The sequence below is a fragment of the Xanthomonas sp. NCPPB 4037 genome, assembly GCF_041475695.2.
GTDB lineage: Bacteria > Pseudomonadota > Gammaproteobacteria > Xanthomonadales > Xanthomonadaceae > Xanthomonas > Xanthomonas campestris.
Map to the genome: position 1 here is coordinate 4,762,974 of NZ_CM191261.1, position 12,684 is coordinate 4,775,657.

Annotated in this window: 10 protein-coding genes and 1 pseudogene; 7 read left to right on the top strand and 4 right to left on the bottom strand. The window is 67.1% G+C overall.

Annotated features, from left to right (window positions below; genetic code table 11):
* Nucleotides 1-153 precede the first annotated feature (153 nt).
* A pseudogene (locus ACCQ01_RS20920) lies at nucleotides 154-2,271 on the bottom strand (methyl-accepting chemotaxis protein).
* 161 nt (nucleotides 2,272-2,432) lie between these two features.
* On the opposite strand from ACCQ01_RS20920, the gene hrpB reads away from it, so the two are divergent.
* Nucleotides 2,433-4,934 carry an ATP-dependent helicase HrpB gene (hrpB, locus tag ACCQ01_RS20925; protein WP_228432755.1) on the top strand — a complete coding sequence of 834 codons (2,502 nt, stop codon included), beginning with the start codon at nucleotides 2,433-2,435 and terminating at the stop codon, nucleotides 4,932-4,934.
* A 393-nt stretch (nucleotides 4,935-5,327) separates the two neighbouring features.
* Nucleotides 5,328-5,759: a hypothetical protein gene (locus ACCQ01_RS20930; protein ID WP_011035529.1), complete on the top strand. Its 432-nt coding sequence runs from the start codon at nucleotides 5,328-5,330 to the stop codon at nucleotides 5,757-5,759.
* A gap of 355 nt (nucleotides 5,760-6,114) precedes the next feature.
* Here the strand turns inward: ACCQ01_RS20930 and ACCQ01_RS20935 are convergent, their stop codons facing one another.
* Complete coding sequence (locus tag ACCQ01_RS20935) at nucleotides 6,115-6,678, bottom strand: pseudouridine synthase (protein ID WP_228419800.1); 564 nt, start codon at nucleotides 6,676-6,678, stop codon at nucleotides 6,115-6,117.
* 385 nt (nucleotides 6,679-7,063) lie between these two features.
* Between ACCQ01_RS20935 and ACCQ01_RS20940 the strand changes: the two genes are divergently transcribed.
* Nucleotides 7,064-7,291 carry a hypothetical protein gene (locus ACCQ01_RS20940; RefSeq protein WP_228424803.1) on the top strand — a complete coding sequence of 76 codons (228 nt, stop codon included), beginning with the start codon at nucleotides 7,064-7,066 and terminating at the stop codon, nucleotides 7,289-7,291.
* Here the strand turns inward: ACCQ01_RS20940 and ACCQ01_RS20945 are convergent.
* Nucleotides 7,281-8,135, bottom strand: coding sequence for a class I SAM-dependent methyltransferase (locus ACCQ01_RS20945; protein WP_114996851.1), 855 nt, complete (start codon nucleotides 8,133-8,135; stop codon nucleotides 7,281-7,283). The two genes, ACCQ01_RS20940 and ACCQ01_RS20945, sit on opposite strands and share 11 nt — an antisense overlap.
* A gap of 195 nt (nucleotides 8,136-8,330) precedes the next feature.
* Here ACCQ01_RS20945 and ACCQ01_RS20950 point away from each other — a divergent pair, with 195 nt between their 5' ends.
* From ACCQ01_RS20950 to ACCQ01_RS20965, 4 genes are all read left to right on the top strand, one after another.
* Nucleotides 8,331-9,299 (top strand): aldo/keto reductase, encoded by a 969-nt coding sequence (locus ACCQ01_RS20950; protein WP_228432756.1) that lies wholly within the window; start codon nucleotides 8,331-8,333, stop codon nucleotides 9,297-9,299.
* Between the two features lie 112 nt (nucleotides 9,300-9,411).
* Nucleotides 9,412-10,440, top strand: a complete 1,029-nt coding sequence (gene curA, locus ACCQ01_RS20955) for an NADPH-dependent curcumin/dihydrocurcumin reductase (protein ID WP_228432757.1) — start codon at nucleotides 9,412-9,414, stop codon at nucleotides 10,438-10,440.
* Between the two features lie 67 nt (nucleotides 10,441-10,507).
* Nucleotides 10,508-11,311: a 2,5-didehydrogluconate reductase DkgB gene (gene dkgB / locus ACCQ01_RS20960; RefSeq protein ID WP_115572108.1), complete on the top strand. Its 804-nt coding sequence runs from the start codon at nucleotides 10,508-10,510 to the stop codon at nucleotides 11,309-11,311.
* A gap of 162 nt (nucleotides 11,312-11,473) precedes the next feature.
* The gene (locus tag ACCQ01_RS20965) at nucleotides 11,474-11,776 is read left to right on the top strand and encodes a hypothetical protein (protein WP_011035523.1); all 303 of its coding nucleotides are present in this window, start codon (nucleotides 11,474-11,476) and stop codon (nucleotides 11,774-11,776) included.
* 181 nt (nucleotides 11,777-11,957) lie between these two features.
* Here the strand turns inward: ACCQ01_RS20965 and ACCQ01_RS20970 are convergent, their stop codons facing one another.
* Nucleotides 11,958-12,374: a hypothetical protein gene (locus ACCQ01_RS20970; RefSeq protein WP_228432758.1), complete on the bottom strand. Its 417-nt coding sequence runs from the start codon at nucleotides 12,372-12,374 to the stop codon at nucleotides 11,958-11,960.
* Nucleotides 12,375-12,684: the final 310 nt, after the last annotated feature.

The window sequence follows — 12,684 nt, forward strand, 5'->3', positions numbered from 1 at the left end:
ACGGCCGTTGCGGGTGATGAAGCTCGGCACGCCAGTGCGCCGCCCCTGCACGCATCGCAGCGTGCGAGAGGGTAGCAATGCACCCGCGCTGCGACACGCATGACCTCGATGCAGCCTGATGACACGGCCACATCGCCAGGTCGATGCGCTTGCTCAGGCAGCCGCCACCAGACGCGGGCGCCGTGCATCCAGGCGGAACACCGAGACCGCTTCGCTCAGTTCCACGGCCTGTTCTTCCATCGCACGTGCCGCGGCCGAGGCTTCTTCCACCAGCGCGGCGTTGCGCTGGGTGGTTTCGTCCATGTCGTTGACCGTGCATGCTACCTGTTCGATGCCGGACGACTGCTCGCGCGACGCCGCGGAAATTTCCGCAATCAAGGTGGTGACCTGCTGCACCGACTGCACGATCTGCTGCATCGTCTGCCCGGCCTGCTCCACCCGTGCACTGCCGCGTTCGACGCTATCCACCGAGGCGTCGATCAAGTGCTTGACCTCCTTGGCGGCACCGGCCGAGCGCTGCGCCAGCGCACGCACTTCCGAGGCCACTACCGCAAATCCACGGCCCTGCTCGCCGGCGCGCGCCGCTTCTACCGCAGCGTTCAGGGCCAGGATATTGGTCTGGAACGCGATGCCGTCGATGACGCTGATGATCTCGGCGATCTTCTTTGACGACACTTCGATCTCGCCCATCGTCTCCACCACGCTGCCCACCATGTCGCCGCCACGGCCGGCGATGTCGGCTGCCGCCTGCGCGCCGCGACTGGCCTGCTGCGCGGTGTCGGCGTTCTGCCGCACGGTCTAGGTGAGTTCCTCCATCGAGGCGGCCGTTTCTTCCAGGTTGGCGGCCTGTTGTTCGGTGCGTTGGGCCAGGTCGGCATTGCCGGCGGCAATTTCCGCCGAAGCAGTGCGGATGGTCTGCGCCGCCAGCGTGATGTCGCCGACGATGTCGGTGAGCCGCTGCACGGTGGCGTTGGCATCGTCACGCATGCGCGCGAATACGCCTTGCTGGTTGCCGTGCATGCGCGCGGTCAGGTCGCCGTCGGCAATGGCCTTGAGCAACTGCGACAGCTCGCCCAGGTTGTGGTCCACGTTGTGCATCAGGCCATTGAGGCCTTCCACCATGCCGCGAAATTCGAACTGATACGCCTGCGCATTGCCGCGCGTGGCGAAGTCGCCGGCTGCCGCGGCCTCGACCAGCCCGCGGATTTCGCCGTTGATGGCGGCCAGGTTGTGCTTGGTGGTGTCCATGGCTTCGGTGATGCGTGCCTTTTCGCCCGGCAGACGCGGCATGTCCACCGACATGTCGCCCACCGCGTAATGCTGCATCACCTGCAACATGTCGCCGATCAGGCCCACCTGCGCACCCACCAGGCCATTGGTGTCGCCCACCATGCGGCCGTAGGCACCCGGGAATGCGTCGGCGTCCATCCGGTAGCTCATTTCGCCGGCTTCATGCCGCTGCGCCATGTCGGCCTGCGCGCTGGAAACATCGGTGAGCGTGCTGACCACCTGGGTCATGGCCTGGCCCAGCAGGCCGATTTCATCGCGGTTGCCGATCACCGCACGTGCGGCCAGATCACCGGCCGCCACCGAACGCGCCGCGCGCGCCACGGTTTCGATCGGGCGCACGATGGAACGGCGGATCCACCAGCCCAGCACCACCACCAGGCACAGCGCCGCGGCAATCGTCGCCACGCCGGCATACACCAGCTTCTGCTGCGCTGCCTGGGCACTGGCGAGCACCGCGGCGTCGGCCAGCGTCTTGGCGCGGGTCACCAGTGCCTCCAGGGTCTGGCTGGGCGCGCGGTCCTGCCCCTTCACCAGCGCATCGCCCACTTGGGTGTCATAGCCGGCATCGGCGAACTTGCCCAAAGCGGCTTCGTAATGCGCCTGTAGAGTCAGATGCGCCTTGGCGAATTCCTGCGCCAGCGCGCGCGCCTGCGCATCCGACAGGGTCCTGGCCAGCGCTTCGGTACCCGCCTGCACCTTGCTGCCCTGCGCGCGGAAGGCGCTCAAGTGCTTGTCCAGCTGCGCCGGGTCGCGGCCGCGGATCAACAGATTCTTCCATTCCTGCACCTGCATGCGGAAATCGCGGGTGACCTCTTCGCTCGCCGATGCCTGCGCCACTTCCAGCGGCACCTTGCCGGACAGGCTCAACCACGCGGTTCCCAGGCCCCCGAGCGCGCACAGCAGGATGATCGATAGACCCAGCGCGAGCGCGCCAAGCAATTTGCTTTGCAGACTGATGAAGCGGGGGGACGGGGGGGACATACCGGAGATTCACTGGAGGATGTCTTGTTGATATCGACGCCTCTGTCTGGCACTGAAGTCTGCGGCAGGCCACGGCGGACGGGCCACGGACACCGGGTGGGTCGGTCCCGGACACGGCCGGTCATCGCCCGCGCCACCCGCCCCCAGTATCCTTGCCGCGCATGAGTGACCCCGCCTTTCCGATTTCCCCGCTGCTGCCGCAGATCCGCGACAGCCTCGCCGCCCATCCGCGTCTGGTGCTGGAAGCGCCGCCCGGCGCCGGCAAGACCACCCAGGTGCCGTTGGCGCTGCTGGATGCGCCCTGGCTGGCGGGCCGCAGCATCGTGATGCTGGAACCGCGCCGGGTGGCCGCGCGCAGCGCCGCGCTGTTCATGGCGCGCCAGCTCGGCGAGCCGGTCGGCGAGACCGTGGGCTACCGCATCCGCTTCGAGAACAAGACCTCCGCGCGCACGCGGATCGAGGTGGTCACCGAGGGCATCCTGACCCGCATGCTGCAGGACGACCCGATGCTGGAACGCGTGGGCGCGCTGCTCTTCGACGAATTCCACGAACGGCATCTGGCCGGCGACCTGGGTCTGGCGTTGGCGCTGGATGTGCAGGGCCAGGTGCGCGAGGACCTGCGCATCGTGGCAATGTCGGCCACGCTGGATGGCGAGCGCCTGGCCAGTTTTCTCGATGCCCCGCGGCTGAGCAGTGCCGGGCGCAGCTACCCGGTGGAAGTGGTGCATTTTCCGGCGCGTCGCGACGAAGCGCTGGAGCCGCAGACCCGTCGCGCGGTGGAACATGCGCTGGCCACGCATCCTGGCGACGTGCTGGTGTTCCTGCCCGGTCAACGCGAGATCGCACGCGTGCAGGCGGCCTTGCAGGACGCGCTGGATCCTTCGCTGCAACTGCTGCCGCTGCACGGCGAGCTGCCGGTCGAGGCACAAAGCAAGGTGCTGCAGCCCGACCCGCAGGGCCGTCGCCGCGTGGTGCTGGCCACCAACGTGGCCGAGTCGTCGGTGACGTTGCCGGGCGTGCGCGTGGTGATCGACAGCGGGCTGGCGCGCGAGCCGCATTACGACCCCAACAGCGGCTTTTCGCGGCTGGACGTCACCAGCATCGCGCAGGCCTCGGCCGATCAGCGCGCCGGCCGCGCGGGGCGCGTGGCCAGCGGCTGGGCCTACCGGCTGTGGCCGCAATCGCAGCGGCTGGAGCCGCAGCGCCGCGCCGAGATCACCCAGGTGGAACTGACCGGCCTGGCGCTGGAGCTGGCCGCCTGGGGCAGCGATGCGCTGCGCTTCGTCGATGCCCCGCCCAGCGGCGCACTGGCCGCCGCGCGCGAGCTGTTGCAGCGGCTGGGGGGTTTGAACGCAGGGGGCGGTATCACGGCGTTGGGACGGCGGATGCTGGCCCTGGGCACGCACCCGCGCCTGGCCGCACTGCTGGCACAGGCCGGCACATCGGCGCGGCTGGCGCTGGCCTGCGACCTGGCCGCACTGCTGGAAGCCCGCGACCCCCTCCGCCAGGGCGGCGACGGGCTGGCCGCGCGCTGGCGGGCGCTGGCTGCGTTCCGCCAGGGCCGCACTGGCGCAGACGCCAACCGCGGTGCGCTGGCCGCGATCGATGCCGCCGCCAAACAGTGGCGCCGCCGCCTGCGCTGCGATGCCACCCCACCCACCAGCATAGAGGCGCATGTGCTGGGCGATTTGCTTTCGCATGCGTTTCCGGACCGCATCGCCGCACGCCACCCCACTGACCCGCTGCGCTACCTGCTGGCCAATGGCCGCAGCGCGCGCCTGTTCGACCACAGCGACCTGCGCGGCGAGCCCTGGCTGGTCGCCAGCGAATTGCGTTACGAAGCCAAGGACGCCTTGTTGCTGCGCGCCGCACCGGTGGACGAAGGCTATCTGCGCCAGAGCGTGCCCGAGCGCTTCGTGCAGCAGGACGTAGTGCAGTGGGATGCCGACAAACGCGCACTGGTTGCACGGCGGCAGTCCAGCTTCGACCGCATCGTGCTGGATAGCCGCCCGGCCGGCCGCGTCGACCCGGCCCAGGCCGCCGCCGCGCTCACCGAGGCGGTCCGCCAGCTCGGGCTGGACGCCTTGCCGTGGACCGAGGGGCTGCGCCAGTGGCGCGCGCGGGTGGTGTCGCTGCGCGCCTGGATGCCGGAACTCGGCCTGCCAGACCTCTCCGACACCGCACTGCTGGCCTCGCTCGACCACTGGCTGCGCCCGGCGTTCGCCGGCAAGACCCGGCTGGATGCGCTGGACGAAGCCAGCCTGGGCGACGCACTCAAGGCCGCGCTGCCCTGGGAGCGCCGGCAGGCCATCGACCGCCACGCGCCCACCCGCATCAGCGTGCCCTCGGGCATGGAGCGCGCCATCACCTACGCGCTGGATCACGACCAGCAGCCGCTGCCGCCGGTGCTGGCGGTCAAACTGCAGGAGCTGTTCGGCCTGGCCGAAACCCCGCGCGTGGCCGATGGCCGCATCCCGCTCACCCTGCACCTGCTCTCCCCGGGCGGGCGGCCGTTGCAGGTGACCCAGGACCTGAAGAGTTTCTGGGCCACCACCTATCCGGACGTCAAGAAGGAAATGAAAGGCCGCTACCCACGGCACCCCTGGCCAGCCGATCCCTGGACCGCCAACGCCACGCATCGGGCCAAACCCCGGGGCACCTGAGGCAATCGCGCAGCTCATGGGCGCAGGGATGCGTGCCGTGCGATGCGTGCGCAAACCCCGACAAACTGCGGCCTGAGCGTCAGGCAACGCGGCGCGTATTACGAGTCCGGACTTTGCCCGTGCGCGAAAGCCTCAATTTTGTTTTGGCACGGGCCACGCGGATAGCGCCACGTACCCCGCGCGCAGTTGCAGAGCGCCGCGCTTGCCACGATAAAACTGCGGTCCGCAGCGTGCTCTGCCACACGCCAACCACCGTGCCCGGCCAGCGCTGCCGAGCAGCCCGCCGTGCGCCAATCCTAACCGCGAGCAAAACGCGCGCGGCCGCGCTAACACTGCCTATACGCGCCAGCGCACAGACTGCCCCCCACGATACTCAGAAAGGAAACGCCCCCAATGAGCAAGCTGACAGTGATCACCGAACGCGCCCTGGAGCGTGCCCTGGAACTGGCAGGCAATGCCGGCGACCACCTGCGTCACGCGGCTTCCAATGCGGGCGACCAGGCACGTCATGCCGGCAGCAGCCTGCGCCACTTCGGCCCCGGTGCCAGCGAGTGGTTGAAGACGGGCGCAGCGCTCGGTGCCGTACGCACCGGCGGCAAGGTTGCCACGCGGCTGGTCAAGCGCAATCCGGCCGTCACGGTCGCCGCAGCGGTCGCCGGCCTTGGCCTGATCGGCTATGCGGTGTATCGCAAGCGCAAGCGCGATCAGGAAGTGCTGGGCGGCAACGTGCATCGTCTGGACCGTGAGCACGCGAGCAATGCCAATGCCCGTCGCGCCGCGTACCAGCGCCGCGGTGCAGTGACACCGAGCGACGGCATCGAATAAGCAGCCGCGCTGTAACACCCTTTGACGCCACGGCTGACACCGTGGCGTTTTTCGTTGTGGCGCTGGATGTTTCTGGGCGATGTCCGGATGCACATGCGGCCTGGTTCTTGGTCCGTGCGTCATGCATCTAGCGTCTAGCGTCTAGCGTCTTCAGCTCAGCGGTGAGTCGCTAGACACTGCATGCAAGCTGGCAGCCATTTGCGCGGCCAAGCGCCATCCGGTGACCGTATGGCAGTGGCACCGCGGAGCAGCGTCGTGCATCGATGGCGCAATCAGCACTGTTCGCGCCCGTACGCCCGGCGGCCTTCTCAGCGCAGCGGCTGCACGTGACCAGCATGACCCAGGCCTCGGCCGATCAACGCGCCGGCCGCACCGCAGGCGCATCGTCCACGCGCCATTGCCCGGGCTGTAGCGACGCCAGCGACCATCCGCCGATAGCCACGCGCACCAGGCGCAAGGTGGGCAGGCCCACCGATGCGGTCATGCGGCGCACCTGGCGGTTGCGTCCTTCGGTGATCTGCACTTCCAGCCAGGCATCGGGCACGGTCTTGCGCACACGCACCGGCGGATCGCGCGGCCACAACACAGGTGCGCACTCCAGCCTGCGTACGTTGGCCGGGCGCGTCGGGCCGTCGTTGAGCACCACGCCATCGCATAGCGCCTGCAGCTGAGCCGCATCCGGGTCGCCTTCCACCTGCACCCAATAGGTCTTGGGCTGCTTGTGGCGCGGGTCGGTCAGCCGATGCGCCAGCGGACCATCGTCGGTGAGCAGCAGCAGGCCTTCGCTGTCGTGGTCCAGGCGCCCGGCCGCGTACACCTGCGGCGGCAGGCCGAACTCGGCCAGCGTGCGCTTGGGTGGCGTGGAGCGGTCACTGAATTGCGACAGCACACCGTACGGCTTGTTCAACAGCACCAACATCGGAGCCCATCCAGGCAGATCGCGGAAGGCGACATGATCGGGCAATCGGCAGCGCGTGGGAAATCGCGGGCAGCGCAGGAGCTGCGTCGCGCAACCCACATCTCAGGAAACGCGCTGACGACAGCGATGCAGCGATTTTTTCCTGGTTCCCGAAGGCCTTACGCCCTCTGGAAGGTCCATGGAGGCACAGCATGTGCGATCACTTCAATCAAGCACTCATGCTCGCAGCTGCTGATCCGCCGTTACCCCGCACTGCCGATCCTTAGCGAAGTGTCGGTGATACGGGCACGGGGTTGCTCAGCGGCTCTGCACGTGCAACCAATATCTACGGCTCATGCGGGTTTGCGGTTTGCGAATTACGAATTACGAATTACGAATTACATCAGTGAGCAATTCGCCGATCTCTTGCAAGACGCCTTATATCGGCGCACTGATGCGTCAAAAAGTACTCCGCAATGCGCAGCACTCACCACGCCCTGAGCCAATTCAAAGCAACAAAAAATGGCGCAGACACGCAGAGCGCCGCGCCACTTACCAACTGCCATCAACCCAGCAGAAGCTGCGCCAGCCCATTGACCGGCGCAGCCACCGCATCGCCGCGGTCAGCGCTTGACGAACTTCAGGGTCATGCGGTCGCTCTCACCGATCGCCTTGTACTTGGCAGCGTCGGCTGCGTCGTGGCTGTTGCTCGGCGGCAATGTCCACACGCCCCCCGGGTAGTCCTTGGTGTCGCGCGGGTTGGCATTGAGCTCGCTCTTGCCGGCCAGGGTGAAGCCGGCCGCCTCGGCCATGGCGATCACCTGCGCCTGGCCCACGTAGCCGCTCTTGTCATCGGCCGGCACATCGGTCTTGGCACGGTGCTCGACCACACCGAGCACGCCGCCGGGCTTGAGCACCTTGTAGAAGCTCTTGAACATCGACTCGGCCTGGCCTGCCATGCGCCAGTTGTGCACGTTGCGGAAGGTCAGCACCAGGTCTGCAGAATTGTCCGCACCGAAGCTGGGCGCGGTCGGGTTGTACGCCACCAGCGTGGGCTTGCCGTAGACGTCCGGCTTTGCGGTGAACTTCTTTTCCAAGCCGTCGCGTGCACGCTGCGCGTAGTCGCGGCTGCGCCCTTCCGGCACCGCGGCCGGGTCGACCACCGCACCCACGTACTTGCCCTTTTCGCGCAGGTACGGCGCCAGGATTTCCGAATACCAGCCACCACCGGGGGTGATCTCGATAACGGTCTGGGTGGGCTTGATGCCGAAGAAGGCCAGCGTCTGGCCCGGGTGGCGGTACACGTCGCGCTGCACGTACACGCGGTCGCGCCACGTGCCATCAATAGCCGCCTGCAACGCCGCGTCGGGGGCGGGAAGCGTGGCGGTGTCCGCCGGCTTCATCGCCATCACCAACGGCGCGCTCATCGCCAATGTCACACCTACCACGCATGCACAGGCCAGTTTGTTGCGGATCATCGCAGCGCCCTCCTCCGGGAAAAGTAGCGCGAGCCTAGCATGCAGGCTGCACCGCACCACGCACGCCTGGCGCGGTGTGTTCAATTTCCGTGAGCGCGGCAGCGCGGTGTGCGGAACGCTGAATCCACACCGATGTCACAAGCAACAGCACCGGGCATGACTATCCTGTGGCCAGTTCGAAACAGGAGCCCTGTGATGCCCCACTCCCGTGCGCTTGGCCGCTCCGGCCTGCAAGTCCAGCCGATCGTGTTCGGTGGCAACGTGTTTGGCTGGAGCGCCGACGAGGCCACCTCGTTCGCGTTGCTCGACGCCTTCGTCGATGCCGGCTTCAACATGATCGATACCGCCGACGCGTACTCCGGTTGGGTGCCCGGCAATCGCGGTGGCGAATCGGAAACCATCATCGGCCGCTGGCTGGCCCGCAGCGGCAAACGCGACAAGGTGCTGATCGCCACCAAGGTCGCCAAGTGGAGCGAACACCCGGGCCTGTCGCCGGACAACATCGCAGCGGCGGTGGAAGATTCGCTGTCGCGCCTGCAGACCGACGTGATCGATCTGTACCAGGCACACGAAGACGACGAATCGATTCCGCTGGAAGCCACGCTGGCAGCATTCGGCCGGCTGATCGAACAGGGCAAGGTGCGTGCGATCGGCGCCTCCAACTACACGGCCGCGCGCCTGCGCGATGCGCTGGACGTGTCGGCGCAATACAACCTGCCGCGCTATGAAAGCCTGCAGCCCGAATACAACCTCTACGACCGCGCCGGCTTCGAAGACGAGCTGGAACCGCTGGTGCAGGAACGCGGCCTGGGCGTGATCAGTTACTACTCGCTGGCCAGCGGTTTTCTCACCGGCAAGTACCGCAGCGCCGATGACGCCGGCAAGAGCAGCGCGCGTGGTGCCTCGGTGGTGAAGCAATACGTCAATCCGCGTGGCTTGCGCATCCTGCAGGCGCTGGATGATCTGGCCGCCACCCACACCGCCACGCCTGCACAGATTGCGCTGGCGTGGTTGATCGCGCGCCCCAGTGTCACCGCGCCGATCGTCAGCGCCACCAGCGTGACCCAGTTGCAGGACGTGCTGGCGGCCGGGCAGATCACCCTCAGCGATGCGCAGATTGCGCAGCTCGACGAGGCCAGCGCAGCGGAACCAGCCGGCGCCTGATCCGCATCAGCCACTGCGCCACCGCGCTCGCCATTCACTCACCTCGCGCAGCCGCCCCGCGGCTGTGCCCCCACGACCGCGCCTTGCGCGGTCCCTTCCGCGAGGACTTCGCATGACATCGCTCACCAACCGCCGCATCGTGCTGGCCTCACGCCCGCACGGCGAACCCGGCGCCGACAACTTCCGCATCGAAGACGCCCCGGTGCCGCCAACCGGGCACAACCAGATCCTGGTCCGCAATCGCTTCCTGTCATTGGACCCGTACATGCGCGGTCGCATGGACGAAGGCCCCTCGTACGCCGCGCCGGTCGCCATTGATGCGGTCATGGAAGGCGGCACCGTGGGCGAGGTGCTGGAATCGAACCATCCCGATTACCACCCAGGCGAGCTGCTGGTGCTGGGCGGCGGCTGGCAGACCCACACCGTGCTGGAGCCCACCGCGCCGCTGCGCAAGCTGCCCAAGGACGATGCGCTGCCGTTGAGCACCGCGCTCGGTGTGTACGGCATGCCCGGCTTCACCGCTTACGCCGGCCTGCATGAGATCGGCAAGCCGCAAGCCGGCGAAACCCTGGTGGTGGCGGCGGCCAGCGGGCCGGTCGGTGCCACCGTGGCCCAGCTGGCGCGCCTGCAAGGGCTGCGCGTGGTGGCCATCGCCGGTGGCGAAGAAAAAGTCCGCTACCTGCGCGACACGCTGCGTGTCGATGTGGCACTGGATCACCGCGCCGAGGATTTTGCCGCGCAATTGCGCGCCGCCACGTCGGACGGCATCGACGTCTATTTTGAAAACGTGGGCGGCAAGGTGTTCGATGCGGTGGTGCCGCAGCTCAACGATTTCGCGCGCATCCCGGTGTGCGGCGTGGTGGCCACCTACAACAGCCGTGGCCAGGTCGCGCCCGGGCCGGATCGGCTGCCCGATTTCATCGGCCAGGTGTTGCGCAAGCGCCTGACCGTGCGCGGCTTCATCCAGCACGATTTCATCCGCCTGATGCCTGCGTTTTTACGCGAAATGGGCCAGTGGCTGCGCGAGGACAAGATCCAGTACCGCGAGCACGTGCTGCACGGCCTGGACAGCGCACCACAAGGGCTGATCAGCCTGCTGCGCGGCGAAAACTTCGGCAAGGCCGTGGTCGCACTCGACTGAGTCGCGCCGCCATACCTGCACCCGTATCACTGCCTCACTTACCACCTCCCAACACGCAAGGAACCTCATGACTGTCCCCGCATTTGGCCTCGGTACGTTTCGCCTCAAGGACCAGGTTGTCATCGACTCGGTGCGCAACGCACTGGCGCTGGGGTATCGCGCCATCGATACCGCACAGATCTACGACAACGAAGCGCAGGTTGGCCAGGCCATTGCCGATGCCGGCATCCCGCGCGAGCAGCTGTTTGTGACCACCAAGATCTGGGTGGACCGGTTCAGCCGCGACACGCTGCAGCCCAGCCTGCAGGAAAGCCTGCGCAAGCTCGGCACCGATTATGTCGACCTCACCCTGATCCACTGGCCCTCGCCCAAGGACCAGGTGCCGATGCGGGAGTATCTGGAGGCGCTGGCCGATGCCAAGGCGCAGGGGCTGACCCGCGCGATCGGTGTCTCCAACTTCACCATTGCGCTCACCCGCCAGGCAATCGAGATCCTCGGCGCCGATGCGATTGCCACCAACCAGATCGAAGTGCATCCGTACCTGCAGAACCGCACGCTGATCGCGTTCCTGCGCGAGCACGGCATCCATGTCACCTCGTACATGACCCTGGCCGTGGGCGAAGTGCTCAAGGATCCGGTAATCCAGGCCATCGCCAAGCGCCACGACGCTACGCCGGCGCAGGTCACGCTGGCCTGGGCGCTGCAGCAGGGCTATTCGGTGATTCCGTCCTCGACCAAGCGGGCGAATCTGGAAAGCAACCTCAAGGCGCAGAGCCTGCACCTGAGTGAGCAGGACATGGCCGAGATCGCCGCGCTGGACCGTGGCGAACGCCTGGCCAACCCGAAAGCGATTGCGCCCGACTGGGACTGAGCCTGACTGCGACACACGCGATGGTTTGCATCCGTACCGGCACGCCGCCGGTGCGGATGGCGCGGCACTGCTGCACCGCTCGTCGCCATGCGCTGGCTGCGCGGCCAAGCCGCTGCTAGGGTGCAAAAACAGGGGGGTAGTCTCGACCACGGAGTCCTACCCATGCACACCGCATCTGTTTCGACCCAGCGCGTCGTCAATGTCGACGCCGAGATTTCCTACTGGCGCGGCATCCACGCCGAAGGGCATCTGGGCGGCTACGACTTCGCCGATTACGCACGCGTGCTCACGCTCGGCTACGACATCTACCTGGCCTACCCGCGCGCCACCGAAGCGCAGCTGTATCGGGTCCTTCAGGACGGCTACTACCGGTATCAACCCACGTTATCGGTGCCCTGGGATCAGGCGCGCTGGATCGTGCGGCAGGCATGGCGGCATATGGAAGACGCCGCGGTGCGTCACTAGGCGCGCGTTGCGCGCGTCACTCACCTCAAGCGCGTCGCGCTTGGACGTTGCAGGGTGCGCTAGTGCGCAGGCTACGCACTGCGTTGTGCTCTAACGGCTTGCGCGTGCGTTTGACGCGCCAACATGCGTAGTGCCTGGAATACAGCTGCCGGCGCAGCGCGCCGACCGTTACTGCTGTGGATCAATTCAACTGGCTGATCGCCATTGCCTGGCGATCGATGCGGTGCTTTTCGGCCAGCGCCTGCATGCCTTGCAGCGTGGAAGCGATCAGGCTGGCGTAGCGCAGCCGCCACAGGTTGGCGCGGTCGGCGTCTTCCTGGGTGCTGCCCAGGCCATCGAGCACCTGCGGCAGGCGGCGGTCGGCCAGTGCCGACGGCGCCAGGTAGGGCTTCGCGGGTGCGATCACATCCACCGGTGCGCGCCAGTCATTGGCCACGTGCCGTGCGATGCCGGCCAGATGCGAGAGCTGGTGCATGCCGATCAGCGTCTCATGCAGCATTTCGCGGCAGGCCCATTGCCACAGTGCCACCTTCTCCGATGGGTCCTGGGCAATCTCGGTCAGTGCCAGGTCAACCTTTTCGATGCGTGAGTCGAGCATTGCGGGGCTCCGATGCTGCTGTGCAACATAATTCACACCATACGCCGTGAGAATCCAGTGATCCAGTCGTTTGCGCGATGTCATGACGCAGATGCTCGACCCGGTTCACGCTTTAGAGCAGCTGACAAAACATGGCGAGCGTCGTCGGTGCAGGCGGCGCGGAGGAACGGGTCCATGCGGGTCCAGACGCGGCCGCGCCCGCCTTGCGGCTGCCCGGTCGCCTTGATCGTTGGTCTCACGCCCACCATTGGCCGGGTCCCCCTGTCGGCACCCTGACTTTCTGGCCATGGCGCAGCGGCGCCCACTGCCC